We start from the raw sequence: 24639 nt of genomic DNA, 5'->3' as shown, positions 1-24639 counted from the left end.
GATCAGCCCTCCACGGCCAGCTGGATGAAGGCAGCCGACATCGGCGCCAGTTCGATGACTTGTCCGGCAGCCTGGCTACCGTCGCTATGCAGCAGCACGCTGGCGCCTGCCGGCAGCGGCAGGTTGGCCGCCGTGCTACCCAGGTTGAACACACACTGCAGCTGCTGGCCATGACCGCTGCGGCCAAAGCGCAGCAGACTGTCGTCGGCCGCGCCCAGCACGAAATCGCCACCGTGCAAGGCCGGCTGCTGACGGCGCCAGGCCAGCAACTGCCGCCAGAACGCCAGCGTGCTGTCAGCCTGTGCCGACTGTTGTGCCACCGCCGCAGCACGGTGCGCCGGCCACAGCGGCAGCCACGGCTGCGCGCTGCCGAAGCCGCCGTCGGCGCTGTCGTCCCACGCCATCGGCGTGCGGCAACCGTCGCGGCCTTTGAACTCGGGCCACAGCACCTTGGCGTACGGGTCTTGCAGCTGTTCGTAGCTGATCTCCGCTTCCGGCCAGCCCAGCTCCTCGCCCTGGTAAATGCACACCGGCCCCGGCAGCGCCAGCAGCAGCATGGCAAACACGCGGGCGCGCGCCGCCTCGCTGCCGCCCAGCGCCGCCCAACGGCTGACCACGCGGATGTTGTCGTGGTTGGATAGCGCCCAGCACACGGTGGCGTCACCGGCCTCGGCCACGTACTCCTGCAGCACGCGGTGCAGGTAGCGCGGGTGGCAATCGTCGGTCAGCAGCGTGAACACGTAGGCCATGTGCAGCAGATCGCTGCCGGCGGTGTAGTCGCATAGCGTCTGGTACTGCAAATCGTCGCCGATCTCCCCCACGGTGATGGCGCTGAACTCGTCGCACAGGCGGCGCAGGCGGCGGATGAAGGTCAGGTTTTCCGGTTGCGTCTTGTCGTACAGGTGGCGCTGGAAGGCGTACGGGTTGCTGCGCGGCACGCCGCCGGCGTAGCTGCCAGCCGGCTGCGGCGGGTTGTCACGCAGCTGCGCGTCGTGGGTGTAGAAGTTGACGGTATCCAGCCGGAAGCCATCCACCCCCAGCTGCAGCCAGAAGCGCGCCACGTCCAGCACCGCGTCCTGCACCGCCGGCTGGTGGAAGTTGAGGTCCGGCTGGCTGGTGAGGAAATTGTGCAGGTAGTACTGGCCGCGACGGGCATCCCACTGCCAGGCGCTGCCGCCAAAAATGCTGAGCCAGTTGTTGGGCGGCGTGCCATCGGCGCGCGGGTCGGCCCACACGTACCAGTCGGCGCGGGCGTTGTCGCGGCTGGCGCGGCTTTCGGCAAACCACGGGTGCTGGTCGGAGGTATGGCTAAGCACCAGGTCGATCAGCACTTTCAGCCCCAGTTCATGGGCGCGGCCAACCAGGGCGCGGAAATCGTCCAGCGTGCCGAACATCGGGTCCACATCGCAGTAATCGGAAACGTCGTAACCGAAATCGGCCATCGGCGAAGTAAAGAATGGCGAAATCCAGATCGCCTCGGCGCCCAGTTGCGCAATATGCGGCAGGCGGCGGGTAATACCCGGGAGATCACCAATACCATCACCATTACTGTCCTGGTAACTGCGCGGATAAATCTGGTAAATCACGGTGTTTTGCCACCAGTGTTGATTCTTTTGCATCGTATTCATTCCTTGGCTACAAATGCCGCGATAAGCACGAAATAATATCCGGGGTCGCCATGACACCCTGCGTCATTTGCTGAATAGCTGGCGACGGGTTATTTGATGCCGGCGAGCAGAAAATAGGTTTTCCTGGTAATAAACAGGCATCTTATGGAAAGTTAAATCAGCCTTTTACCGCGCCGGCAGTCAGGCCCGACACGATCTGGCGCTGGAAAATCAGCACCAGCACGATCAGCGGCACGGTGACAATCACCGAGGCGGCCATAATGTTGCCCCACGGCAGTTCGTAACTGCTGGCGCCGCTGATCAGCGCGATGGCCACCGGCACCGTGCGCTGCTCGCCGGACAGCGTGAAGGTGAGCGCAAACAAAAACTCGTTCCACGCCGCGATGAAGGCCAGCAAGGAGGTAGCCGCCACCGCCGGCCACAGCAGCGGCAGGAAGATGCGGAAGATCACCGTCAGCACGCCGGCGCCGTCCATCAGCGCCGCCTCTTCCAGCTCGCGTGGCAGCTCGCGCATAAAGGTCACCAGCACCCACACCGTAAACGGCAGCGTAAAGATCAGATCGGACAGCACCAGCGCCCACAGGCTGTCGTACAGACCCAGCCAGGAGATCAGCTCGAACAGGCCGGACAGGATGGCCACCTGCGGAAACATCGACACGCCGAGGATGGTCATCATCAGCACGCCGCGGCCACGGAACTGCACCCGCCCCAGCGCGTAGGCCGCCAGCAGCGACACGGTCAGCGACAGCAGCACCACGCCGCCCGCTACCAGCACCGAGTTCAGCAGGTTCTGGCCGAACGGCTGCTCGGCGAACACCGCCACGTAGTTGGCCGCGCTCCAGCTTTTGGGCCAGAAATCGCTGGAGAACAGCGCACTGCCCTGCTTGAACGAGGTAGCGATGGCGTAGGCAAACGGGTACAGCGAAAACGCCAGCACCAGCGGCAGCAACAGGTAATAGGCCAGGTCGGTGGCCTGCAAACGTTTGGGCAGCATCTCAATGGCCCTCCATGCGGCGGCGCGCCAGCGCCATGTAACACAGGGTGATCAGCGCAATCAGCAGGAACAGCAGCGTGGCGGCGGCCGAGCCGTAACCGGCCAGCTGGAAGTCGATCAGCTGCTCGCGCACGTACACCGACATGCTCTTGGTGGTACGGCTGTTGGACGTCATCACGTAGATCAGGTCGAACACGCGCAGCGCGTCCAGCGTGCGGAAGATCATCGCCACCAGCACCGCCGGGGTGATCAGCGGCAGCGTGATGTTGACGAACACCGACCAGGTAGGCACGCCGTCCACGCGCGCCGCTTCGTAGCAATCGCCCGGCACCATCTGCAGCGCGGCCAGGATCAGCAGCGCCATGAACGGCGTGGTCTTCCACACGTCCACCAGCACGATGGTGGTAAAGGCCAGGTCGGGGTCGGCCGTCCACGCCAGCGGCGCGTCGATCAGGCCGGCCGACAGCAGCATGGCGTTGATGACGCCAAACTGGTCGTGCAGCATCCAGGTCCACATCTTGGCCGACACCACGGTGGGGATGGCCCACGGCACCAGCACGGCGGCACGCAGCAGCGCCTTCAGCGGCGACGGATGGTTCAGCATCAGCGCCACGCCCAGGCCGAATACGGTTTCCAGCGACACCGACAGCAGCGCAAACCACAACGTGTTGCGCACCGCCTGCCACCATTGCGGGTCGGCCAGCACGCCGGCGTCGCCGATGTAGTTGGCGAGGCCGACAAACTGCCGTGCCGACAGGTCGGACAGCTGGGCGTCGGTCAGGCTCAGAAAGAAAGTACGCGCCAGCGGCAGGCCGGCGATGGCCAGCAGCACCAGCAGGCTGGGCAACACCAGCAGCCAGGCCATACGCTGGCGGCTGCGCTGCAGCGACGACAAGGCACCGCCCGCCGGCAAGGTGGCGGTCAGGGTTGGGCTAGACATAGGATTCTCCGCGAGGCCGGCGCCTGCTACGGCCAGGGTTGGCCGCAGCCGGGGCTGCCCCGGTCAGGACAGGCAGGGGCTTACTTGGCGGCGCTGAAACCTTGCGGCGCCAGGCGCTTCAGCTGGGCGTCCAGCTGCGCCAGCGAGGTCTTGGCGTCGCTCTTGCCGGACAACACCTCGTGGGTGGCATTCCAGAACTGGTTGCTGACCTGGTTGTAGCGGGCGGCCGATACCGACGACGGGCGGCCCACGGCGCTGGTGAAGGTGTTGTACAGCTCGCCAAAGAACGGGTTGGCTTTCAGCACTTCCGGGTCGCGGTACAACGCGGCGATGGTGGGGTTGTAGGCACCGTTGATGGCGCGCATTTTCTGCACGCTGCTGCTGGTGAGGTAGGTCACCAGCTCGGCGGCCAGCTTCTGGTTCTTGGAGTACTTGGACACCGCCAGCTGCCAGCCGCCCAGGGTGGCGGCGTTGCGGCCGTCGGCGCCGCCCTTGGGTAGCGCCACCACGCCGACCTTGCCGTTCACCGCGCTATCCGGCTTTTGCGCCAGCGCCCAGGCGTACGGCCAGTTGCGCATGAACACCGCGTTGCCGGCCTGGAACACGCCGCGTGCTTCTTCTTCGCCGTAGTTCAATACCGCCTTCGGCGTGATGCTGCCCACCCAGCCGGCGGCGGTGGTCAGCGCCTTCACCGCTTGCGGGTTATTGATGGTGGCTTTACCGCTGGCCGCGTCAATGATGGTGCCGCCCTTGTAGCTCACTACCCATTCCAGCGCGTCGCAGCTCAGCCCTTCGTAGGCACGGCCCTGCCACACAAAGCCCCACATCTTGTCGTTGCCGGCAGCGCGCTCGGCGTCCTGGATCTTCCTGGCGCTGGCGGTCAGCTCTTCCCAGGTCCTGGGTACCGGCTGCTTGTATTTTTCCAGCAGGTCCTTGCGGTAGTACAACACGCCGGCATCGGTAAACCACGGCATGGCCAGCAGGCGGCCGCCAATGGTGTTGTTGCTGACGATGCCGGCAAAGTGCTGCTTCTCGGCACCGTTGGTGTACGGCTTCAGGTCCAGCAGATGGTTGGCCAGAATGCCGGGCCACACCACGTCGATCTGGAACACGTCGATCTTGTCGGAGCCGCTGCCGAGGATCTGCTGGTACAGCGCCAGGCGCTCGTTGGAATCGTTGGGGGTGGATACCACCTGCACGTCGTTACCGGTTTTCTTGCTCCACTCCGCTACCGACTGTTTGCACAGCTCCAGCTCCTGGCCCACGGCACCGCAGGAAATCTTCAGCGGGGCGGCCTGGGCACCGGCAGCCAGGGTCATCATCACGGCAGCACTGATCAGGCTGTATTTCATCATGTGTCTCCTCGTTGTGTTGTTGGCCGCACACCAGCGGCCCTGGAGGCCGGCTGGGTGCCGTCGCCCTGCCATGTAAACGCGGAGACATTAATGCGCAATTTCATTTTCATGCCGATGCCATTAACAATTGCAACATCGCTCACCGCGCCGCCGGTTCCCAGGCCAGCAGGCACGCCAGATCGTCGCGGCGGTAAGGCTTGGCGAGGAACGGCACGCCCGCCGGCCAGTCGCTGCGGCGGGCGTGGTGTTCGGGCGGCAGTCCAGAGGTGAGCACCACCGGCAGCGCGGGGTAGGACGCCTGCAGCGTGCGGTACAAGCGCACACCATCACCGCCCTCGCCCAACATGACGTCGGACAGCACCAGGTCGGCCTTGCCCCCCGCGGCCAGCCAGCCCAACAGCGCCGCCTCGCTGGCAAACACGCTGACGCGGGCGCCCAATGCGGCCAACTGCTGCTGTGCGGTGTCGCGCACGTCGGCGTCGTCTTCCACCAGCAGCACGTGACGGGCCGGCAGTACAGCCGGCAGCGCGCTGGCGCAGGCTTGCGGGCTGTGCTGGCCGGCGCTGGCCGGCAGCTCGATACACACCGTGGTACCCTCGCCCTGCCGACTGTGGATGGCCAGCTCGCCACCGCTCTGCTTCACAAAACCGTAGACGATGGACAGCCCCAGCCCGCTGCCCTTGCCCTGCGCCTTGGTGGTGAAGAACGGCTCCAGCACGTGCGGCAACACATCGGGCGGGATGCCCGGCCCGTCATCCTGCACATTGATGGCCACCCAGTCGCGACCATCGCGCTGGATGCGGCTAACCCGCAGCTGCAGGCTGCCGTGCTCGCCCATCGCCTGCGCGGCATTGAGGGCCAGGTTGAGGATGGCGTTTTCCAGCTGGCCGCGGTCCACCTGCACCGCCATGCCTTCCGGCGCGTCCACGCTGACGCGAATGCCGTCGCTGACGCTGTATTCCACCAGGTCCAGCATCTCGTACAGCATGTCGCCCACGTCCACCCGTTCTGTACACAAGGGCTGCCGGCGGGCAAAGGCCAGCAGCCGCCGCGTCAGCGCCGCCGCCTTGTTGGCCGCAGCCTGTGCCCGCTCCAACCGCTGCCGCGCCTCGGCCGGCAGGTCGGCACGCTGCTCCAGCAGCTCCAGGTTGCCCAGGATGGCGATCAGGATATTGTTGAAGTCGTGTGCCACGCCGCCGGTGAGCTGGCCCAGCACTTCCATTTTCTGCATCTGCTGAAGCTGCGCCTCGGCAGCGCGGCGCGCCGACACGTCGCGGCATACGGCCACCCAGCCACCTTCCGGCATGGCATGGCTCATGAACTCCAGCACGCGGCCGCCCGGCAGGTGCAGCTCGGCGTGACTGGCAATGCGATGGCTGTCGTCCGGCCGTGCCACAGTATCGCCGGCCACCGCCTCCCAGCGGGTACCGGCCGGCATGGCGGCTCGCAGCGCGGTATACGGCATGCCGCTGTACAGGCAATCGGGCGTCATGCCCAGCTGGGCCGGAAACTGCGGGTTCCACACCATCAGCTTGCCGTCTTCGTCGTACACCGACAGGCCGTCGTGCATGCTGCGGAAGACCGTCTGCAACAGCCGGCGCTGCGCTTCGATACCGTGTGACAAGCGCTGCTTTTCCAGCAGGTTGTCACGAAAAACCTGAAACGCGCGCGCCAGATCGCCGATTTCGTCGGCCTGCTCGGTAGCCGGTGTCAGCTGCTCGGTATCGCCACCCGCCAGTCGGCTCATCACACTGGAGATAGCCTGCATGCGCTGCGCCACGCGGCGCACGTAGGCGGCTGCCAGCATGGCCACTACCACGCCGATGGCGGCCAGTAACAAGGCGCTGCTGCTGCCGGAACGGAGCTCGGCCGCCATCTGGCCACTGCGGTCATCGGCGTGCTGGCGGATGGCTTGCACATAGCCGGCCGTGCGGTAGCTGAGGTGCTCGGCATTACTGCGGTACAGCTGCAGCAGCACGGCAATGCGCTCGCCGCTTTCGGTCAATGCGCGCTGCTGCTCGAACAGGTTCTGCGGCGCCTGCACCATCACTTCCAGTTCCACCACCAGCCAGTCGGGTAACTGGGCGGTTTCACCACGGCGCGCCATGGCCAGCATTAGCGCTTCGGCGCTGGCTTCCAGCTCGCCAAGCCGGGCACGGTCACGCGATAACGGCACTGCCAGTAGCGTCTGCCATAGCGGAATCAGCGTTGGCGCCCGCCGCGCCTGTTCGGCGTGCTGTGCGGCCAACCTGCCACCCAGTTCATCGAGGCGGGCCATATAGGTGTTGAGTATCTGCTGGCTACTGCGGCGCTGTGCAGACAGCAACAACAGCTGCGACAAGTCGCGCTCGGCGCCTTCCAGCATGCTGCTGACCGCCAGTTGCCGGTCGGCCTCGGGCGGCAGGCTCTGCGATAGCTGACGGATTTCGCGGGTAAGTGCCTGCAACCGGTTGATGTCATTCGACATCGTTTCCGGTGCATAACTATCGGCCAGCGTCGGTGCAATGGCAGCGATCTGCGACACCTTCTCTGCCAGCTCCAGCACACGCGCCAGTTCCGGCATCACCTCCTCGCGGAAGCTGGTCAGTGTCTCCTGTGTATTGCGCATGGCGCTGATACTGACCACGATCACCACCAGCATCAGCGCGAACAGCAACACGAACGCCGCCTGCAGCCGGGCGCGGATGGGCTGTGTACGCAGCTGTCGCAGTAGGGTCGGTATCATTCGGCATGGGCCTTGCTGACACTGGCGCGAAACACATAACCGATACCCCGCTCGGTGCAGATCAGCGCCGGCAGACGCGGGTTGGGCTCGATTTTGCGGCGCAGGCGCAGGATCAGTACATCAATGGTGCGGTCAAACACCTCGGTATCCATGCCCCGGGTCTGTTCCAATAACTGTTCGCGGCTCCACACCCGGCCGGGATGGCGCACCAGCGCCGCCAGCAACGCGTACTCGCCCTGGGTGAGCGGGCACGGCTCGCCGCCGCGGTTATGGCGCAGCTCGCGGGCGGTGGTGTCCAGAATCCAGTCGTGAAAGCAGTAACATTCGTGCGCCTCACCCTGCTTGCGCAACATGGGCAGCGACAGTTCTGTGGCGCGACGCAGCGCGGCGCGGACGCGGGCCAGAAATTCACGCCCGGAAAATGGCTTGGTCAGGTAGTCGTCGGCGGCCAGCTCCAGCCCCAGTACACGGTCAGCCTCGTCGCCCTTACCACTCATCATGATGATGGGCACTGCCGACTGCGCTCGCAGCGTGCGCGCCAGCTGCAAGCCATCCTCGCCCTTCAGCCGCAGGTCCAACACGACTAGCGCGAAAGCATGCTGCTGTAACGCCGCCTGCATCTGGCAACCGTTGGCCGCCCCCACTACTGCATAGCCGCAATCCTGTAGCAGCTCGGCCAACCAGTCGCGGATGTCAGCCTCGTCATCCACGATCAACACGGCATGCCTGTCGTCCATTGCTGTCTCCCTGTTTTTTTACCATCAGGTTTAACAGAAAGCGGCGTGACGTGTGTTTCAATTATTTCAAATCGAAGGCAATAAAAAACCCTGCGTGCCGATGCATGCAGGGCGTGCGGTCAGATTGGCAACACGGCACTTCCAGACCAGCTTTAGCTGATACTGCCGTTACCAGCCAGCTGCGATTGCTGGTAATTGGCAAGACCGGTCAGTTCGATCAGTTTGAGCTGCTGTTCCAGCCAGTGGGCATGATCGTTTTCGGTTTCTTCCAGCAGCACCATCAAGCCGTCGCGGGTCACATAGTCCCGCTCTTTCTCGCAAACGGCGATCACGCTCTTCAGCGCCTTGGCCACGCGGTATTCCACGTCCAGGTCATTGCGCAGCATGGCGGGCACATCCTCGCCGACGGCAATCGGCACCCGCTTGGCCACATCCGGCCGACCGCCCAGGAACAGAATGCGGGCAATCAGGCTGCGGGCATGCTCCAGTTCGTCCTCGCGTTCGTGATCGATACGTTCGAACAGCTTGTGCAGCCCCCAGTCCTTATACATCTCGGCGTGAATGAAATACTGGTCGGCAGCCGACAGTTCCTCTGCCAGCAGTTCGTTCAGCAGATCGATGATTTTGGGAGAGCCTTGCATAGGGGGTCCTTGTCTTTTTATCGTGACGACTGTGTCCGGATTCTAGACCAGCGCCGGAAAGATGTCTGTGTCCTTTACCCGGCCACCACCACCCCTGGTGGCGCAGCCAGATTGGAGCCAGTACAATCTGCCGATTCCCGCGCTTACAGAATGCAGAACAGACGATGACTATCAAATCGGACAAGTGGATCCGCCGCATGGCGGAAGAACAGGGCATGATCGAGCCCTTCGTCTACGACCAGGTGAAGAATGTCGACGGGCAGAAGGTAATTTCCTTCGGCACCTCCAGCTATGGCTACGATATCCGCTGTGCCGACGAGTTCAAGGTGTTCACCAATATCAACAGCACCATCGTCGACCCGAAAAACTTTGACCCGGATTCTTTCGTGGAAGTCTCCGGCAAGGGCTACTGCATCATTCCGCCGAACAGCTTCGCGCTGGCCCGGACCGTGGAATACTTCCGCATTCCGCGTTCGGTACTGACGGTTTGCCTGGGCAAGTCGACCTATGCCCGCTGCGGCATCATCGTCAATGTCACGCCGTTCGAACCGGAGTGGGAAGGCTACGTAACGCTGGAGTTCTCCAACACCACGCCGCTGCCTGCCAAGATCTATGCCAACGAAGGCGTGGCCCAGGTGCTGTTCTTCGAGTCGGATGAAATCTGCGATGTGTCCTACAAGGACCGCGCCGGCAAGTACATGGGCCAGGTCGGTGTGACCCTGCCCCGCCCGTAACAGCGGACAGCAAAAAAAGCGGCCAGCTGGCCGCTTTTTTCATTGCACCGGCGTTTCCCGCTCGCATTTTGGACGCGCTGTTCTAGGATGAAAGTCAGAGTCGGTCAGCCTTATTGCCGGCTTGGGCACAGCAAGCCGTTTCTTCCTGAGCGTTGTGGTTCCCCCTTGCCGCATCGCTCTTTTTTTACCCAAAATACAATTAAACAATTTAATTGCACACAATATTTATTACAATGACCGACATCCCTTCAAACTGGTACCGGATACCACCATGAGTCTCTATCACTACCCGCTGCACAATCTGGCAGGTCAGGATATCAACCTGGCCGACTATCAGGACAAGGTGCTGCTGCTGGTCAACACCGCCAGCGCCTGCGGTTTTACCCCGCAGTACGCGGAACTGGAGCAACTGCACCGCCAGTTTGCCGACGAAGGCCTCGTCATCATTGGCTTTCCGTGCAACCAGTTTGGCAAGCAGGAGCCTGGCAGCGCCGCTGAAATCGGCGCGTTCTGCCAGAAAAACTATGGCGTCAGTTTTCTGATGAGCGAAAAGATCGACGTCAACGGCCCGCAGGCCCACCCGCTATGGCAACACCTCAAGCAACAGCAGGCCGGCATTCTGGGTAGCCGCAGCATCAAGTGGAATTTCACCAAGTTTCTGGTGGATCGCCATGGCCATGTCGTTGGCCGCTACGGTTCGCTCACCAAGCCTCAGGCACTGGCCGAGCACATCAAGGCACTGCTATGAAACCGCAGCTGCAACTGGACCGGCAGCTGTGCTTTGCCCTCTATGCTGCCAGCCGTGCGATGACCCAGGTTTACCAGCCACTGCTGGCACCACTGGGGCTGACCTACCCGCAATATCTGGCGTTACTGGTGCTGTGGGAGCAGGACGGCATCACCGTCAAGCGATTGGGCGAACGGCTACAGCTGGATTCCGGCACCCTCACCCCGCTACTGAAACGGCTGGAAAGCGCTGGTCTGCTGCAACGCCAGCGCAGCAAGGACGATGAACGCAGTGTGCTGATCCACCTCACCCAGACCGGCAAGGCGCTTGAAGAACAGGCAGCGGTCATTCCTGCCACGCTTTCCTGTCGCTTTGGCGATGCCGGCGGCGAGCACAGCGCGCAATTGCGCGACACCCTGCATCAGCTGACGCGCCTGTTGCAAGGTAGCAGCCAACCATAAATGAAGAAGGCGCCCGCGGGCGCCTTCTTCATTGCTGTTTGTGATCCATCAGATGGATTCGCTGGCTTTCTGGCAGGGACTATCGACCAGCTGGCTGGCTATGGTCGCCAGTTCATCCAGATCCTCGTCCAGATGCGCCTGCATGTGCCGCAGCGCGCCACGCAGAATGGCCCCGGCCAGCTGGGCCTCATCACACTGGAACACGGCAGCCATGGCGCGCAGCTCCGTACAGCACTCGTGACAAAGCGGAACGGATAACTGCCTTACTGCCGGGGCATGCAGCAACGGAGCCAGATCCTTGCCATCGGCACGATGCGCTTCCAGCTGTTTGACAAAATCGTAGAGAACATCGGTCATGACGGGCCTCCTGGTGAAAAGTGTTCAACACCAGCATGGCACACCAGTGAGAGAAGCCAAGGCACAATTGGTTATAGCTTGATAACGGGCAATCAGCCCTCGTCAACGTCGCCATCCAGATAACGCCAGGCACCGTCTTCGCGGATAAAACGGCTGTTTTCCTGCAGTCGGTAAGCACGGCCCGCCAGCTTGTAACGGGCAACAAACCGCACCGTGCCGGTCTGGTCGGCAGCCTGCCCGGCAGTGGTTTGCTGCACCTGCAAGCCCAGCCACTTCACCGCGGCATCGGCAGCCAGGTCCAGCGTCTGCGGTCGCGTGCTGCTGGCCCAGCTAGTTAGCAGGTAGCTCTCGTCAGCCAGCACATAGGCACAGTAGCGCGAACGCATCAGCTGCTCGGCCGTGGCCGGCAACTCCCCACGATGAAACCTGCCGCAACAGCTGGTATACGGCAAAGGTTGGCCGCAGGGACAATTGTCCACAGCCGCCGGTTTGCTGTGCTTTTTCATTTATTGACCGGAAGTGGCGACAGGCCGTAGACCTTGAACATGAACTGGGTGAAAGCAGGGTTGGCTGGCTTGTTCTGCAGGCCGGGCCAGCGCCGCTGCCAGTATTTCAGGCGGTCTTCCATCTGCTTGCGGGCGCTGTCGCCATCGAGTTTGCCGGCATCGCGCAGCTGCGAAATCTGGTAGTAGAGCCGGTAGACGTCGTCATCCACCAGATTGCGCCCGACCAGCTTGATCCGCATCTCGCCCAGCTTCTCGGCGGCATCGACACGGTTGATTTCGCCGCGGCCAACCTTGTCGGCTAGGCGGTCCGCCTCGGTCAACAGCGCATCGGCAGCATTGGCGGTGCGGGAAGCAGGCGCAGAGGAAGGGAACGAGAATTGGGGCAAGTTGGCGCAGCCAGCGAGCGCGCCAAGCAAAACGGCCATGAATAGTCTGTTCATGGCCGTTATTGTAGCGCGGTTTGACTAATTGTCAGGCCAGATGCTCGAACAGCGGTGTCGACAGGTAACGCTCGCCGAAGGACGGAATCACCACCACGATCAGTTTGCCGGCGTTTTCCGGGCGCTTGGCCAATTCCAGCGCCGCCCATACCGCCGCGCCGGAGGAAATGCCGGTCAGGATGCCTTCCTGCGATGCCATCGCGCGTGCAGTAGTGAATGCATCCTCGTTCTTGACGCGGATAACTTCGTCGTAGACCGCAGTATTGAGGATAGGCGGCACGAAGCCGGCACCGATGCCCTGGATCGGGTGCGGGCCTTTCTGGCCACCGGACAGTACCGGCGAGGCATCAGGCTCGACCGCCACGATCTGCACGCCGGGTTTGCGGACCTTCAGCACTTCACCGACACCGGTAATGGTGCCGCCGGTACCCACACCGGCCACGAAGATATCGACCTGGCCATCGGTATCGTTCCAGACTTCTTCGGCGGTGGTGCGACGATGCACTTCCGGGTTGGCCGGGTTCTCGAACTGCTGCGGCATGAAATGGGTATCCGGATTGCTGTCCACAATCTCCTTGGCCTTGGCAATGGCTCCACCCATACCGTCCGGCCCCGGGGTCAGCACCAGTTCGGCGCCATAGGCGCGCAGCAGCTGGCGACGCTCGCGGCTCATGGTTTCCGGCATGGTAATCACCAGCTTGTAACCGCGGGCGGCACACACCATCGCCAGACCGATACCGGTATTGCCGGAGGTCGGCTCCACGATCACGGTATCCGGCCCGATCTTGCCGGCCGCTTCCGCCGCATCGATCATCGACACCGCGATACGGTCTTTCACGCTGTGGGCCGGGTTGAAAAACTCCAGCTTGGCCACCACGGTCGCGCCAACACCGGCAGTGACACGATTCAGACGAACCAGCGGGGTATTGCCAATCAGGTCAGTTACGGTTGCAGCAATGCGCATGTGCTTATTCTCCAATCCTGTTAACGGCCAATCCGTTATTCTCGATAATTCTAAACAGCCGCAGCAAGCTTAGCTAATACCGATTGCTGCTAAGTTTTTTCCTATCCGCCGTATCAGCTGATGCCGGGCATCACCCGACAACCGGCATGCCAGACGGCATCGTCATAAGCCACCAGCACTATGCGCTGCAGACTATGCTGATGCCCCTCCTCCAGCCAGTCACCGATCTGTTGCCAGGCGATATTCATGGCCGACAATGCCGGATAGCCATACACCCCGCAGCTGATCGCCGGGAAGGCAATACTGTGTACCGCATTATCTGCCGCCAATTGCAGGCAGCTGCGGTAACAACGCGCCAGCAAGAGTTCCTCGCCCTCATCGCCACCGCGCCACACCGGCCCGACGGTATGAAACACAAAGCGGCATGGCAGGCGGAAGCCCGGCGTCAGGCGCACTTCGCCAGTCGGGCAATGGCCGATGTGCATGCAGGCCTGCAACAGCTCCGGCCCCGCCGCGCGGTGAATGGCGCCATCCACGCCACCGCCGCCGCGCAGGCCATTGTTGGCCGCATTGACGATCACATCCACTTCCAGACGGGTGATGTCGCCGCGCCATAATTCGATGGTGACCCCGTGTTTGCGAGTCAGCATGTCGGTCTCCTTGCGGCCAACCTTAGCCGCAACATCTGTTCTGCCACCCGCGCCAGCCAAATTGCCGCGTGCTGCATCGCTTCCGCCAGCGTGGCCGGCTGCGGACACAACGAGAAGCAGCCATCAAAACAGGCGGCCAGCACGGGGTTGTCTTCCACCGCGCCGGATAGCAGGCTGACCGGCACCCCCGCCTCGCGCGCCAGTTGCGCCACCAGTGCCGGCGCCTTGCCATGCAGCGTCTGGCTGTCGCTGCGCCCCTCACCGGTAATCACCCAGTCAGCCGCGGCCATGCGCGCCGCAAGGCCGGCCGCCGCTGCGACCGCTGCAGCACCCGAGCGCTGCCCGGCGCCCAGCCATTGCAGCGCAAAGCCCATACCACCGGCCGCGCCACCACCGGCCACCGCCAGCGACAGTCCCGGCTTTTGCCGCAGCAAGGCTTGCGCCAGTGTTGCCAAGGCGGCATCAAATTGCGCCAGCTGCCCTGCCGCCAGGCCCTTCTGCGGCCCGAATACCGCGCTGGCCCCCGCCGGACCGCACAGCGGGTTGCCGACGTCCGACCAGACTTCAAGCTCAAGCGCATCCAGCCGCGGGTCAAGCCCGCTCTCATCAAAGTAGACTGCCGGCGGCCAACTTGCCGGCAAAGGCGGCAGTGGCTGGCCATTGCCATCACGCCACACGCCGCCCAGGGCAGCCAGCAGGCCGGCACCGCCGTCATTGGTGCTGGAACCGCCCAAGGCGATCGCCACACGTCGGCAACCATGATCCAGCATCAGGCGCAGCAACTCGCCGACGCCACCACTGTGCCGCTCGGCCAGGCTACTGCGGCCAACGTCCGGCAGCCCGACTACCTGCGCTACTTCCAGTACCGCAAGTTGCTCGCTTCGCAGCCACTGTACTTGTCGCGACCGTCCTTCGGCATCAGTTGCCACCGCCGTCTGCAGCGTCCCGACACCGGCAGTGGCCAGCGCCAGCAGGGTACCTTCGCCGCCATCGGCCATCGGACAGATATCCAGCTCGATGTCAGGCCGCACGCGCCGTAGGCCGCTGGCCACCGCTGCCGCCACCTCCGGTGCCGCCAGACTGCCCTTGAATGAATCCGGTGCCAGTACACACCTCATGCGCCCTCCTCCGGCCAGCGAACACGTTGGCCGCAAAAAAACAAAAGCCCCGCATGGCGGGGCTACAGTGTAAGGCGCGGCAGAACTCAGTGCTTGCCGAAATGATAAGGGGATTGCGCGTAATACGGGTTCAGCGGATGCCAACCGGCCAGCGGCTTGCCCTCTCTGGCCAGGCGCGCACGCACGGCACCGGCAAAAAAAGCCAGCACACCGCCCAGCAACGGCAACACAAAGAAATACAGCAGCACCAGGGCCAACAGGGTTTGCATGATCTGCTCCTTGAATAATGTGTATACATTATCCCGGCACGCAGCTTATTTTGCGTTCAGAAACAGGACATTGGTTTTGTGCAGTGCGACATAACAACGTTGGCCGCAGGCCGGTGAACAAACAAAAAGCCGCCCGAAGGCGGCTTTTTTGCGGATTGTCAGCCGGTCTGCGATTAGGCAGCGGAAACAACCACGATCTTCACAGCAGCAACCACGTCGTGGTGCAGAGCGATTTCCAGATCGTATTCACCGATGGCCTTCAGCGGGCCGTTCGGCAGACGAACTTCGAAACGCTTCACTTCAACGCCAGCAGCAGTAATAGCATCGGCGATGTCAACGTTGGTTACGGAACCGAACAGACGGCCGTCAACGCCGGCTTTCTGAGCGATGGTGAAGGAAGCATCAACCAGCTTTTCAGCACGAGCTTTGGCATCGGCCAGAATGGCAGCCTGTTTGGCTTCCAGTTCAGCGCGGCGAGCTTCGAACTCTTTCAGGTTGGCTTCGGTAGCGCGCTTGGCTTTACCGGTCGGGATCAGGAAGTTACGGGCGTAGCCGTTCTTCACTTTAACAACGTCACCCAGAACGCCCAGGTTGGCTACTTGTTCGAGCAGAATGATTTGCATCTTGTCGTATCCTTATCCCGTGATTAGTGCTGGTCGGTGTACGGCAGGAAGGCCAGGAAGCGCGCGCGCTTGATGGCTTCGGACAGCTGGCGCTGGTAGCCAGTCTTGGTGCCGGTGATACGAGCCGGGATGATTTTGCCGTTTTCGGCGATGAAGTCTTTCAGGAGATCAACGGATTTGTAGTCGATTTCCTTGATACCTTCTGCCGTGAAGCGGCAGAACTTCTTGCGCTTGAAGAGTTGACGAGCCATTTGATTAACCTTTTACAAATTCAACGTATTCGATGTGTAGAACCAACCGCGGATTACGCAAACTGCGCTGACTCAGGAAGCCGGCGCACTGCACCGTATTGCCTGCCAGCCTGCCGGCAAATTTTTTGGCCGCATCCCCCAGCAATACAGCCTGTATTTCACAGACCACATCGCGTTCCAGGTTGGCAGCGCTTTGCCGGGACTGGTGTCTGAGCCACATTTCCAGCACCGGCAAGCCGGCGGGGGTGTATCTCAGACTGTCTTCGCGTTCGACCGTAGCGGTCAGTTCAAGTCGGTTCTGCAAGGATGCAGTAACGCCCGATTAGGCGGAAACTTCTGCTTCGGCGTTGCCTTCCAGCAGGTTCTTGGCCTTCTCGTCCTTCATCATCGGGGATGCTTCGGTGATAGCACGATTCATCTTGATGGTCAGGTGACGCAGAACGGCGTCGTTGAATTTGAAGGCGTGCTCGATCTCGGCCAGGGTTTCCGGAGCGCACTCAACGTTCATCAGAACGTAGTGAGCTTTGTGAACCTTCTGGATCGGGTAAGCCAGTTGACGACGGCCCCAGTCTTCCAGACGATGGATAACGCCGTTAGCGTTCAGGACCATGCCCTTGTAACGCTCAACCATGGCGCCAACCTGTTCGCTCTGATCCGGATGGACGATGAACACGATTTCGTAATGCCGCATGTGAACTCCTTGTGGCTATAAAGCCCCCCGTCATGCGCGATAGCCGGAGGGCAAGGGTTAAAACCAGCGGATTATACGCAGTTGGCCGCAAGCAGGCAAACGAATCCGCTGCCTGCGGCTCGCACCACGTCTCGGCACTGTGGCAAATCAGCCGATCAGATCGTAACCGGCATCCTCGATCGCCTGTTTCCACGCCGCCGGCTGTGCGTCGCCGTGGAAATCCACGGTCACAGCCTTGCTGGCCAGATCCACGCTGACCGCATCCACGCCGGCTACCGCCTGCAGCGCATTTTTCACGCCATTGGCGCAGCCACCGCAGGTCATGCCATCCACTTTCAGTACTTGTTGCGTCATGATTCCACTCCTAGTGCCAGCGCCTCTCAGCGCATCTTTTTCAATAACTGCATCACTTCGGCGATCGCCTGCTCGCTATCGCCTTCCTGCATCGCCCGCGTCACACAGCCCTTGAGGTGGTTTTCCAGCAGCTGCTGCGCCACCGCGTCGAGAGCCGAGCGGGCGGCGGCGATCTGCGTCAGCACATCCACGCAGTAGCGGTCGGACTCGATCATGCCGGCCACGCCGCGCACCTGGCCCTCCAGCCGTGCCAGCCGCTTGAGCAATGCCGTCTTGTCCGGCTGCACCACCTGCTTGTGGCTACAGCAATCCTCGTGTTGATCCGTCATGGTTACTCCGCCAGAAAATCGATCTGCGCCATCATGCCCTGATCTTCATGCTCCAGGATATGGCAATGCAGCATACGCAGCCCCGGCAATGATTGGACAAAGCGCAAGCGTACCGATTCGTTTGCCGCCACATTCACCACATCGCGCCAGGCCAGGAACGGTTCGTCTTCCCATACCCCGTCCACGGTACGCGCCAGCACCTGGAACTGGGTGCCGTGCAGGTGGAACGGGTGATCCATATGGGCATTGCCCTGCACTTCCCACTCCTCGATGCGGCCAACCTTGCCGGTGCCGTCGATACGGTTCATGTCGTAGCTGCGGCCATTGATCAGGAACATGGCCTTGGGGTCGGCCATGTTTTCCGACAGCTCAATACGACGACGGAAGCCCGGCTCGCCCAGTGGCGGCAGCGGGCGCAAGCGTGCCGGCAGAGCCAGTGTCGGCTTCATGCCATGCTGCATGATGCTGGCCAGCACTTCGTCCGTCGCCTGCTCCGGATGCATCATCTTGCCGCGACGGTAGGGCTGGCTGATCAGCCCGGCCTGCGCACCAGCACGGAAGCGACCGGTTACCACCAGCTCGACACGTCCGCCCGGCGGCAGCAGTACGCTCTCGACCGGATGGCCCTGTTCCAGCAGGCCACCATCAGTCCCCACCAGCAAGACATCGTGTGCCGGCAGTGCCAGCTTGAAAATGCGGCTGCTGGTGGCATTCCAGATACGCCAGCGCTGGCGCTCGCCCTGTGCCAGCGGAATCATCGGCTGCCAGGCACCGTTGATCAGCACATACTGCCCTTCGCGGCCATCGTGCATGTCGGCCATATCGTTGGCCGCCACCTGGCCAGCGGCATCCAGCTTGAGGTCGGACAACAGCAGATGCTGTTCCGGCAGATGCCGTAGCGGGTCGTGCTTGCTGCGCACGATCACCGCGCCGGCCAGACCACGAAACGCCTGCTCCGCAGTGTGGCCATGCGGATGCGGGTGATACCAGTAGCTGGCGGCACTGCCTTCCGGCAGCGTGAAACGGTATTGCCGGCGCCCCCCCGGGGCGACCGGATCATGCGGATTGCCATCCTGCTCGGCCGGTACCGGCATGCCGTGCCAGTGGATGGTGGTCGGCTGCGCCAGCTGGTTGGCAAACGAAATATCCACGTCGTCGCCTTCCCACAGTTCGATCAACGGGCCAGGCAGACTGCCGTTATAGGCCCAGAACGTGGTCTGGCGCGCATCGCCCCACAGCGCGGCATCGACCGGTGCCGCCGTCAGCGCGGCGCGGAACTTGCCGGCGTCCAGCGTTTCATTGCCCAGTCGCGGCAAAGCCGGCAGCGGTTCTCCGGCCGGCAGCGGCGGCATGCCTCCGCCAGTCACTGGACTCGCCATCTGCGGCATGCTGTGTCCCATTGCGGCGTGATCGGTACCTGCTACCACCATCGGCAACTCGTCTGCCATGACGTGTGCCGCCAGCCAACTGGCGCTGCCTGCGGCGGCCAACTGTAGAAAATCGCGACGTTGCATGCTGTCCTCCTGAAATCCGATCACCCCATCTTATACCCCCACAAGGTATATGACCAGAGGTGCTTCAGCTGCATTTCCCAGTTAACCCGCCGCTACCGACACGCTAAGATGGGTACCCCACCCCACGCCAGACCGCCATGTTCGACATCTTTCTGCTGCGCGACGGCGCCGCCACCCCGCTGTTGCTGGGTAACTACAATCCCTGGCTGGTGACCCTGTCGCTGCTGATCGCCGTGCTGTCATCCACCATGGCATTGCAGGTAGCCGGTTTTGCACGCATTGCCAGCTCTGGCAGCATCCGGCAAACCGCCCTGCTGTCTGGCTCGCTGGCCCTGGGTGGCGGCATCTGGGCCATGCATTTCATCGGCATGCTGGCCTTTGATATCTGCACGACGGTGAAGTACGACTTCACCCTGACCCTGCTGTCGCTGCTGCCGGCCATACTCGCCTCCCGGGTAGCGCTGGGCCTGATTTCCCACCGCGACATCACGCACCTGCAACTGGTCACCGGTGGCGTGCTGGTAGGCGCCGGCATTGGCACCATGCATTACAGCGGAATGGCGGCCATGCAGATGGCGCCGCTGTTGCGTTACGACCCGCGATGGTTTGCCGCTTCGATACTGGTCGCCGTGGTACTGGCCATGCTGTCGCTGTGGATACGTTTCGGCCTGCGCCGCGGCGGCCGCTTCTCGGTGAATCAGGCCATCATGCTGGGCGGGCTGGTCATGGGACTGGCCATTGCCGGCATGCACTACACCGGCATGGCCGCGGCCCGCTTCATTGGCAGCCCCGACCCCGCTTACGTCAGCGGCATGAACAACAATACCGTGCTGGCACTGGCGGTGGCGCTGATCACCGTGGTCAGCAGCGTGTTTGTCCTGGCCGGCAACGCCTACCTGCGTTACCGCCACCTGTACAACCAGAAGCTGGACAGCGAGCAGCGACTGCGCGCCATCGTCAGCACCGCGGTGGACGGCATCATCACCATCAACCATCAGGGGCTGATCCAGGACCTGAACCCGTCTGCCGAGCGCCTGTTCGGCTGGCAGAAAAGCGAACTGATCGGCCTGAACATCAAGCGGCTGATGCCGGAGCCCTATCGCGGCAACCACGATGGCTATCTGGCCAACTACCTGAAAACCGGCGAGGCCAAGATCATCGGCCAGGGGCGCGAAGTCACCGCCCTGCGCCGCGATGGCAGCCTGCTGCCGGTGCGGCTGGCGGTTGGCCGCGCCGAAACCTCCGGCCAGCCGATGTTTGTCGGCTTCATCACCGACATCAGCGAACACAAGGCGATGGAGCGGGAACTGCGCGCCCGCGAAACCCAGTACCGCACCCTGATCGGCAACATTCCCGGTGTCGCCTTTCGCAGCCGGGTAGACCACGACTGGAGCAAACTGTTTGTCAGCGACGCGGTGGAAACCCTGACCGGCTGGGAAAAATCGTTTTTCCTGCAAGGCAAGCTGAGCGTTGTCAGCATCATCCATCCCGACGATCTGGACAGGGTGCGCACGGAAGTGGAGCAGGCGCTGGCCGAGCATCGCCCCTATGTACTGGAGTACCGCATCCTGCACCGCGACGGCGGCGAACGCTGGGTATCGGAAAGTGCCAGCGGCGTGTATGACGACAATGGCGACGCGTTGTGGATAGATGGCGTGATCATCGATGTCACCCGTTCCAAGCTGCGCAACGCCGAATTCGAAGGCATCGTGCAGGCCATGCGCCAGGCAATGGCGGTGGTGGAGTTCGACCTGGATGGCAGCATCCTCGACGCCAACGACAACTTCCTGCGCCTGAGCGGCTACTCGCTGGAAGAACTGCGCGGCCAACATCACCGCCGCCTGTGCCTGCCGGCAGAGGCCGACAGTGCCGATTACCAGACCTTCTGGGCCACGCTGCGACACGGGGAGTTCATAAAGGGCGAATACTGCCGCCGGGCAAAAGACGGCCATAGCTTCTGGATTCACGCCAGCTACAACCCCATTCTCGATGCCGACGGCAAACCGTGGAAAGTCGTCAAGCTGGCCAGCGACCTGACCGAGCGCAAGGCGATGGAACACGACCTGCTGCTGGCGCGCGACAAGGCCGAGCAGGCCGCCAGCGCCAAGGGTATGTTCCTGGCCAATATGAGCCATGAAATCCGCACCCCGATGAACGCCATCATCGGCTTTACCGAACTGCTGCTGGGCAGCCGGCTGGACGACGAACAGCGCCATCACCTGAACACCGTGCGCCAGTCGGCACGCGCGCTGCTGGGGCTGCTCAACGACATCCTCGACACCGCCAAGCTGGAACGCGGCGCCATCGAACTGGAAAACCGCGACTTTTCGTTGCGCGAGCTATGCCAGCAGGTGTTGGCCGCACTGCAACTGCAGGCAAACCAGAAAGGATTGTCATTGCAACTGGACTATCCGCCCGAACTGGCAGACGGTTTCCATGGCGATGCGCTCCGCCTGCGCCAGATCCTGATCAACCTGCTGGGCAACGCGGTGAAGTTCACCGAACGCGGCAGCGTCACCCTGCAGCTACGCCAGCAGCAGGGCCGACTGCAACTGAGCGTGATCGATACCGGCATCGGCATCGCGCCGGAACGGCTGCCGCATATCTTTGCGCCGTTTACCCAGGCCGATGCCAGCATGGCACGCCGTTTTGGCGGTACCGGGCTCGGCACCACCATCGCCCGGCAACTGGTCGAGCTGATGGGGGGCGACATCCATGCCACCAGCCTGCCCGGCGTGGGCAGCAGCTTCATTGTCAGCCTGCCGCTGCCGGAAGCCCGCGGCGAACGCTTGCCGGCGCCCGCCAGCACGGACACGCTGCCACCGCTCAACATCCTGGTCGCCGACGACGTCCCGCAAAACCTGGAGCTGCTGCAACTGGCGCTCAGCCGCGACGGTCACCGTGTACTGACCGCGGCTGACGGCGCGGAAGCCTGCGAACGCTTTCAGCAGCAAGCGTTTGACGTGGTGCTGATGGATATCCAGATGCCACGTCTGGACGGCCTGGCGGCTACGCGCCGCATGCGCGCCCATGAACAGCAACACCGGTTGGCCACTACGCCAGTAATCGCGCTGACCGCCAGCGTGCTGGAAAAAGACCGCCGCGAAGCCAGCGCGGCCGGCATGAACGGCTTTGCCTCCAAGCCGGTAGACCTGCCGCTGCTGTACGCCGAAATTGCCCGGGTGCTGCAATTGACCACCGCCAGCAGCGCAGCGCGCCCGACCGATGACGTGCGCAGCAGACCGGCCAGCATCGACTGGGCGCGTGCCAGCCAGCGCTGGGGAAGTCGTGATGCCTTACTGGCACAACTGCGGCGCTTCATTGCCGACTATGCTTCACTGGCTGACAGTCTGCGCCAGAGCAGCGGCGAGCAGCTGCCAGCCACCGCCCACCGCGTCAAAGGCGCTGCGGCCAACCTGGGACTGCAGCAGCTGGGCGCCCTGTTGGCCGCCATCGAGACACAAGGCCACTGTGATGAGGCGCAGTTGGCCGCCATTGCCGGCGAACTGGGCGCCATCGCGGCCGCCTTGCCTGCCGATAGCGAGCCGGCGCAAAGCGCCAAGCCCGCACCGCAAGCGCTGACAGCGGAGGTGCGGCCGCTGCTGCAAGCGCTGGCAAACGCCTGCCGGCACGGCGAAATTGACGACGCCAGCCTCAGCACGCTGGCGCAGCAACTACCGGAAGCATTGTTGGCCCCGCTGCAACAGGCAGTGGATAACTTCGACTTTGAACAGGCACTGACCCAGCTGGCCGCGATAGAGGCACAGCTGGACCGCGCCGCTGGAACCGCATCGTGAGCCAGACCCCTACCGATACCCGCCCCACGCTGCTGCTGGTCGACGACGAGCCCACCAACCTGCAGATTCTGCGCGCCATCCTGCAGCAGGATTACCGGCTGCTGTTCGCCCGCGATGGCGACAAGGCACTGGCGCTGGCCCACAGCGAGCAGCCGCGGCTGATCCTGCTGGACGTAATGATGCCCGGCATGACCGGGCTGGAAGTCTGCCGCCAGCTGAAAACCGCTGCCGCCACGGCCGCCATTCCGGTGATCTTCGTCACCGCGCTGGCGGATGCCAGCGACGAGGCGGAAGGCTTTGCCGCCGGCGCGGTGGACTACATCAGCAAGCCGGTGAGCCCCGCCATCGTGCGGGCGCGCGTCAAGACCCATCTGTCGCTGGTAAGGGCGGACGAACTGCGGGCCACCCGCCTGCAGATCATCCAGCGTCTGGGCATGGCGGCAGAATACAAGGACAACGAAACCGGGCTGCACGTGATCCGCATGAGCCACTATTCGCGGGTACTGGCCCTGGCGGCAGGGCTGGGAGAGGAACTGGCGGATGAATTACTGCATGCCGCGCCGATGCACGACATCGGCAAGATCGGCGTGCCGGATGCCATCCTGCAGAAAAAGGGCAAACTGGACGACGCGGAATGGGTGCTGATGCGCCAGCACACCGCCATCGGCGCCCGCATCATCGGCGAAGACAGCTCCAGCCTGCTGCAAATGGCACGCCGGGTGGCCGAGTATCATCACGAGAAATGGGATGGCAGCGGTTACCCGCATGGTCTGGCCGGCGAAGCCATTCCGCTGGAGGCGCGCATCGTCGCCATTGCCGACGTCTTCGATGCGCTGACCAGCGTACGGCCATACAAGCCGGCGTGGCCGGTGGACGAGGCCATCGCCTATGTCCGCGACCAGGCCGGCAAGCATTTTGATCCGCGGCTGGCCGAGCTGTTCTGTGCCCAGCTGCCGGCAATTCTGGCCATCCAGGCGCGCTGGGCAGAACAAGCCTGACACGCAAGGCCGCAGCGAATGCCTGCGGCCAACCAAGGGCCGTCGCTAGCCGGCCTTCAGCACGCGCTGACGGCGGCTTTCTGATAGCACCATGCCGGACGATACCGACACATTGAGACTTTCCACCGTGCCGAACATCGGAATCGACACCAGCACGTCGCAATGTTCGCGGGTCAGACGGCGCATGCCCTCGCCTTCGGCGCCCATCACCCAGGCCAGCGGGCCGGCAGCATCGAAGTGGTACAGGTCGGTGTCGGCTTCCATGGTGGTGCCGGCAATCCACACTCCGGCGTCCTTCAGGTCGCGCAGCGTGCGTGCCAGATTGGTGACGGTAATGTAGGGCACCACTTCGGCGGCGCCGCACGCCACCTTGGACACGGTGGCATTCAGCGTGGCGGAGCGGTCCTTGGGCGCGATCACCGCGTGCGCGCCCATGGCGTCGGCCACGCGCAGGCAGGCGCCGAGGTTGTGCGGATCGGTAACGCCATCGAGGATCAGCAACAGCGGCGGCTCGGCCAGGTTGTCCAGCACGTCATCCAGCGTCACGAAGTTCTGGTTGGCGTCGATCATCGCCACCACGCCCTGGTGACGGGCATTGCCGGTCATGCTGTCCAGCCGCGCCTTGTCGACGATATGCGCCTTCACATTCTCGCTGGCGGCCTTCTCCAGCACGGCCTGCGCCCGGGCGTCCTGACGGCCGCCGGCCAGAAATACTTCCAGCACGCTTTTCGGGTTTTGCCACAGGCGGGCATTGACGGCGTGGAAGCCGTGGATCAGTTTTTTGTTGCTCATGGGGTCGCGCCATCAATCAGTGAACCGCGCATTTTACCCGCGAA

At 63.0% G+C, this 24639-nt stretch carries 27 protein-coding genes; 5 read left to right on the top strand and 22 right to left on the bottom strand.

What is annotated here, in order from left to right:
* Positions 1-2 precede the first annotated feature (2 nt).
* From HU218_RS15145 to bfr, 7 genes are all read right to left on the bottom strand, one after another.
* Positions 3-1619, bottom strand: a complete 1617-nt coding sequence (locus HU218_RS15145) for an alpha-amylase family glycosyl hydrolase (RefSeq protein ID WP_174875776.1) — start codon at positions 1617-1619, stop codon at positions 3-5.
* Between the two features lie 166 nt (positions 1620-1785).
* Positions 1786-2622 carry a carbohydrate ABC transporter permease gene (locus tag HU218_RS15140; RefSeq protein WP_174875775.1) on the bottom strand — a complete coding sequence of 279 codons (837 nt, stop codon included), beginning with the start codon at positions 2620-2622 and terminating at the stop codon, positions 1786-1788.
* Position 2623: 1 nt separating this feature from the next.
* Complete coding sequence (locus tag HU218_RS15135; protein ID WP_174875774.1) at positions 2624-3562, bottom strand: carbohydrate ABC transporter permease; 939 nt, start codon at positions 3560-3562, stop codon at positions 2624-2626.
* Between the two features lie 80 nt (positions 3563-3642).
* Positions 3643-4917: an ABC transporter substrate-binding protein gene (locus HU218_RS15130; protein WP_246211259.1), complete on the bottom strand. Its 1275-nt coding sequence runs from the start codon at positions 4915-4917 to the stop codon at positions 3643-3645.
* Positions 4918-5056: 139 nt separating this feature from the next.
* The gene (locus tag HU218_RS15125; protein WP_174875773.1) at positions 5057-7642 is read right to left on the bottom strand and encodes an ATP-binding protein; all 2586 of its coding nucleotides are present in this window, start codon (positions 7640-7642) and stop codon (positions 5057-5059) included.
* On the bottom strand, positions 7639-8379 hold the full coding sequence (locus HU218_RS15120; RefSeq protein ID WP_174875772.1) for a response regulator: 741 nt from the start codon (positions 8377-8379) through the stop codon (positions 7639-7641). Before HU218_RS15120 ends, HU218_RS15125 begins: the two co-directional genes overlap by 4 nt.
* Positions 8380-8531: 152 nt before the next feature.
* A complete protein-coding gene (gene bfr, locus HU218_RS15115) occupies positions 8532-9020 on the bottom strand; it encodes a bacterioferritin (protein WP_174875771.1) in 489 nt (162 codons plus the stop codon).
* A gap of 164 nt (positions 9021-9184) precedes the next feature.
* Here bfr and dcd point away from each other — a divergent pair, with 164 nt between their 5' ends.
* From dcd to HU218_RS15100, 3 genes are all read left to right on the top strand, one after another.
* Positions 9185-9754 carry a dCTP deaminase gene (gene dcd, locus HU218_RS15110; protein WP_174875770.1) on the top strand — a complete coding sequence of 190 codons (570 nt, stop codon included), beginning with the start codon at positions 9185-9187 and terminating at the stop codon, positions 9752-9754.
* 271 nt (positions 9755-10025) lie between these two features.
* Positions 10026-10502: a glutathione peroxidase gene (locus HU218_RS15105; protein WP_174875769.1), complete on the top strand. Its 477-nt coding sequence runs from the start codon at positions 10026-10028 to the stop codon at positions 10500-10502.
* A complete protein-coding gene (locus HU218_RS15100) occupies positions 10499-10942 on the top strand; it encodes a MarR family winged helix-turn-helix transcriptional regulator (RefSeq protein WP_174875768.1) in 444 nt (147 codons plus the stop codon). Before HU218_RS15105 ends, HU218_RS15100 begins: the two co-directional genes overlap by 4 nt.
* Positions 10943-10990: 48 nt before the next feature.
* Here HU218_RS15100 and HU218_RS15095 read toward each other — a convergent pair whose 3' ends face one another.
* From HU218_RS15095 to HU218_RS15030, 14 genes are all read right to left on the bottom strand, one after another.
* Positions 10991-11299, bottom strand: a complete 309-nt coding sequence (locus HU218_RS15095) for a hypothetical protein (RefSeq protein ID WP_174875767.1) — start codon at positions 11297-11299, stop codon at positions 10991-10993.
* Positions 11300-11391: 92 nt separating this feature from the next.
* Positions 11392-11805, bottom strand: a complete 414-nt coding sequence (locus HU218_RS15090) for a YchJ family protein (RefSeq protein WP_174875766.1) — start codon at positions 11803-11805, stop codon at positions 11392-11394.
* Positions 11802-12230, bottom strand: coding sequence for a hypothetical protein (locus tag HU218_RS15085; protein ID WP_174875765.1), 429 nt, complete (start codon positions 12228-12230; stop codon positions 11802-11804). The genes HU218_RS15090 and HU218_RS15085 overlap by 4 nt, the downstream gene beginning before the upstream one ends.
* Positions 12231-12276: 46 nt before the next feature.
* Positions 12277-13209: a cysteine synthase A gene (gene cysK, locus HU218_RS15080; protein WP_174875764.1), complete on the bottom strand. Its 933-nt coding sequence runs from the start codon at positions 13207-13209 to the stop codon at positions 12277-12279.
* Positions 13210-13322: 113 nt separating this feature from the next.
* The gene (locus HU218_RS15075; protein WP_174875763.1) at positions 13323-13859 is read right to left on the bottom strand and encodes a macro domain-containing protein; all 537 of its coding nucleotides are present in this window, start codon (positions 13857-13859) and stop codon (positions 13323-13325) included.
* Positions 13853-14977, bottom strand: a complete 1125-nt coding sequence (locus HU218_RS15070) for a glycerate kinase (protein WP_174875762.1) — start codon at positions 14975-14977, stop codon at positions 13853-13855. The genes HU218_RS15075 and HU218_RS15070 overlap by 7 nt, the downstream gene beginning before the upstream one ends.
* An 86-nt stretch (positions 14978-15063) precedes the next feature.
* Entirely contained in the window at positions 15064-15246 is a 183-nt protein-coding gene (locus HU218_RS15065) for a hypothetical protein (RefSeq protein ID WP_174875761.1), read from the bottom strand.
* Between the two features lie 173 nt (positions 15247-15419).
* The gene (gene rplI, locus HU218_RS15060) at positions 15420-15869 is read right to left on the bottom strand and encodes a 50S ribosomal protein L9 (RefSeq protein WP_174875760.1); all 450 of its coding nucleotides are present in this window, start codon (positions 15867-15869) and stop codon (positions 15420-15422) included.
* 23 nt (positions 15870-15892) lie between these two features.
* A complete protein-coding gene (gene rpsR, locus HU218_RS15055) occupies positions 15893-16120 on the bottom strand; it encodes a 30S ribosomal protein S18 (RefSeq protein ID WP_088966962.1) in 228 nt (75 codons plus the stop codon).
* Between the two features lie 4 nt (positions 16121-16124).
* Entirely contained in the window at positions 16125-16424 is a 300-nt protein-coding gene (priB, locus tag HU218_RS15050; RefSeq protein WP_174875759.1) for a primosomal replication protein N, read from the bottom strand.
* Positions 16425-16442: 18 nt separating this feature from the next.
* The gene (rpsF, locus tag HU218_RS15045) at positions 16443-16811 is read right to left on the bottom strand and encodes a 30S ribosomal protein S6 (RefSeq protein ID WP_174875758.1); all 369 of its coding nucleotides are present in this window, start codon (positions 16809-16811) and stop codon (positions 16443-16445) included.
* Positions 16812-16958: 147 nt separating this feature from the next.
* Positions 16959-17165 (bottom strand): heavy-metal-associated domain-containing protein, encoded by a 207-nt coding sequence (locus tag HU218_RS15040; RefSeq protein ID WP_174875757.1) that lies wholly within the window; start codon positions 17163-17165, stop codon positions 16959-16961.
* A gap of 26 nt (positions 17166-17191) precedes the next feature.
* Entirely contained in the window at positions 17192-17494 is a 303-nt protein-coding gene (locus HU218_RS15035; RefSeq protein ID WP_174875756.1) for a metal-sensitive transcriptional regulator, read from the bottom strand.
* Positions 17495-17496: 2 nt separating this feature from the next.
* Positions 17497-19008 (bottom strand): multicopper oxidase family protein, encoded by a 1512-nt coding sequence (locus HU218_RS15030; RefSeq protein WP_174875755.1) that lies wholly within the window; start codon positions 19006-19008, stop codon positions 17497-17499.
* 137 nt (positions 19009-19145) lie between these two features.
* Here HU218_RS15030 and HU218_RS15025 point away from each other — a divergent pair, with 137 nt between their 5' ends.
* Together HU218_RS15025 and HU218_RS15020 are read left to right on the top strand one after the other, a co-directional pair.
* On the top strand, positions 19146-22805 hold the full coding sequence (locus HU218_RS15025; RefSeq protein ID WP_174875754.1) for a PAS domain S-box protein: 3660 nt from the start codon (positions 19146-19148) through the stop codon (positions 22803-22805).
* Entirely contained in the window at positions 22802-23803 is a 1002-nt protein-coding gene (locus HU218_RS15020) for an HD-GYP domain-containing protein (protein WP_174875753.1), read from the top strand. Before HU218_RS15025 ends, HU218_RS15020 begins: the two co-directional genes overlap by 4 nt.
* A 45-nt stretch (positions 23804-23848) precedes the next feature.
* On the opposite strand, the gene rlmB is transcribed toward HU218_RS15020, so the two are convergent.
* Positions 23849-24595, bottom strand: coding sequence for a 23S rRNA (guanosine(2251)-2'-O)-methyltransferase RlmB (gene rlmB, locus HU218_RS15015; protein ID WP_174875752.1), 747 nt, complete (start codon positions 24593-24595; stop codon positions 23849-23851).
* Positions 24596-24639 lie beyond the last annotated feature (44 nt).

Source organism: Vogesella oryzae (assembly GCF_902829295.1).
In the GTDB taxonomy this organism is placed as follows: domain Bacteria; phylum Pseudomonadota; class Gammaproteobacteria; order Burkholderiales; family Chromobacteriaceae; genus Vogesella; species Vogesella oryzae.
The sequence above is the reverse complement of the archived record's forward strand: the minus strand, read 5'-3'. Positions and strand labels throughout refer to the sequence as shown.

Coding starts and splice junctions, on each gene's coding strand:
- bfr (WP_174875771.1), bottom strand. CDS start 9,020: ATGCAAGGCTCTCCCAAAATCATCGATCTGCTGAACGAACTGCTGGCA.
- rplI (WP_174875760.1), bottom strand. CDS start 15,869: ATGCAAATCATTCTGCTCGAACAAGTAGCCAACCTGGGCGTTCTGGGT.
- HU218_RS15030 (WP_174875755.1), bottom strand. CDS start 19,008: ATGCAACGTCGCGATTTTCTACAGTTGGCCGCCGCAGGCAGCGCCAGT.
- HU218_RS15120 (WP_174875772.1), bottom strand. CDS start 8,379: ATGGACGACAGGCATGCCGTGTTGATCGTGGATGACGAGGCTGACATC.
- rlmB (WP_174875752.1), bottom strand. CDS start 24,595: ATGAGCAACAAAAAACTGATCCACGGCTTCCACGCCGTCAATGCCCGC.
- HU218_RS15145 (WP_174875776.1), bottom strand. CDS start 1,619: ATGCAAAAGAATCAACACTGGTGGCAAAACACCGTGATTTACCAGATT.
- HU218_RS15070 (WP_174875762.1), bottom strand. CDS start 14,977: ATGAGGTGTGTACTGGCACCGGATTCATTCAAGGGCAGTCTGGCGGCA.
- dcd (WP_174875770.1), top strand. CDS start 9,185: ATGACTATCAAATCGGACAAGTGGATCCGCCGCATGGCGGAAGAACAG.
- HU218_RS15035 (WP_174875756.1), bottom strand. CDS start 17,494: ATGACGGATCAACACGAGGATTGCTGTAGCCACAAGCAGGTGGTGCAG.
- cysK (WP_174875764.1), bottom strand. CDS start 13,209: ATGCGCATTGCTGCAACCGTAACTGACCTGATTGGCAATACCCCGCTG.
- HU218_RS15100 (WP_174875768.1), top strand. CDS start 10,499: ATGAAACCGCAGCTGCAACTGGACCGGCAGCTGTGCTTTGCCCTCTAT.
- HU218_RS15075 (WP_174875763.1), bottom strand. CDS start 13,859: ATGCTGACTCGCAAACACGGGGTCACCATCGAATTATGGCGCGGCGAC.
- HU218_RS15140 (WP_174875775.1), bottom strand. CDS start 2,622: ATGCTGCCCAAACGTTTGCAGGCCACCGACCTGGCCTATTACCTGTTG.
- HU218_RS15025 (WP_174875754.1), top strand. CDS start 19,146: ATGTTCGACATCTTTCTGCTGCGCGACGGCGCCGCCACCCCGCTGTTG.
- HU218_RS15135 (WP_174875774.1), bottom strand. CDS start 3,562: ATGTCTAGCCCAACCCTGACCGCCACCTTGCCGGCGGGCGGTGCCTTG.
- HU218_RS15125 (WP_174875773.1), bottom strand. CDS start 7,642: ATGATACCGACCCTACTGCGACAGCTGCGTACACAGCCCATCCGCGCC.
- HU218_RS15130 (WP_246211259.1), bottom strand. CDS start 4,917: ATGATGAAATACAGCCTGATCAGTGCTGCCGTGATGATGACCCTGGCT.
- HU218_RS15065 (WP_174875761.1), bottom strand. CDS start 15,246: ATGCAAACCCTGTTGGCCCTGGTGCTGCTGTATTTCTTTGTGTTGCCG.
- HU218_RS15095 (WP_174875767.1), bottom strand. CDS start 11,299: ATGACCGATGTTCTCTACGATTTTGTCAAACAGCTGGAAGCGCATCGT.
- HU218_RS15090 (WP_174875766.1), bottom strand. CDS start 11,805: ATGAAAAAGCACAGCAAACCGGCGGCTGTGGACAATTGTCCCTGCGGC.
- rpsF (WP_174875758.1), bottom strand. CDS start 16,811: ATGCGGCATTACGAAATCGTGTTCATCGTCCATCCGGATCAGAGCGAA.
- HU218_RS15040 (WP_174875757.1), bottom strand. CDS start 17,165: ATGACGCAACAAGTACTGAAAGTGGATGGCATGACCTGCGGTGGCTGC.
- HU218_RS15105 (WP_174875769.1), top strand. CDS start 10,026: ATGAGTCTCTATCACTACCCGCTGCACAATCTGGCAGGTCAGGATATC.
- HU218_RS15085 (WP_174875765.1), bottom strand. CDS start 12,230: ATGGCCGTTTTGCTTGGCGCGCTCGCTGGCTGCGCCAACTTGCCCCAA.
- rpsR (WP_088966962.1), bottom strand. CDS start 16,120: ATGGCTCGTCAACTCTTCAAGCGCAAGAAGTTCTGCCGCTTCACGGCA.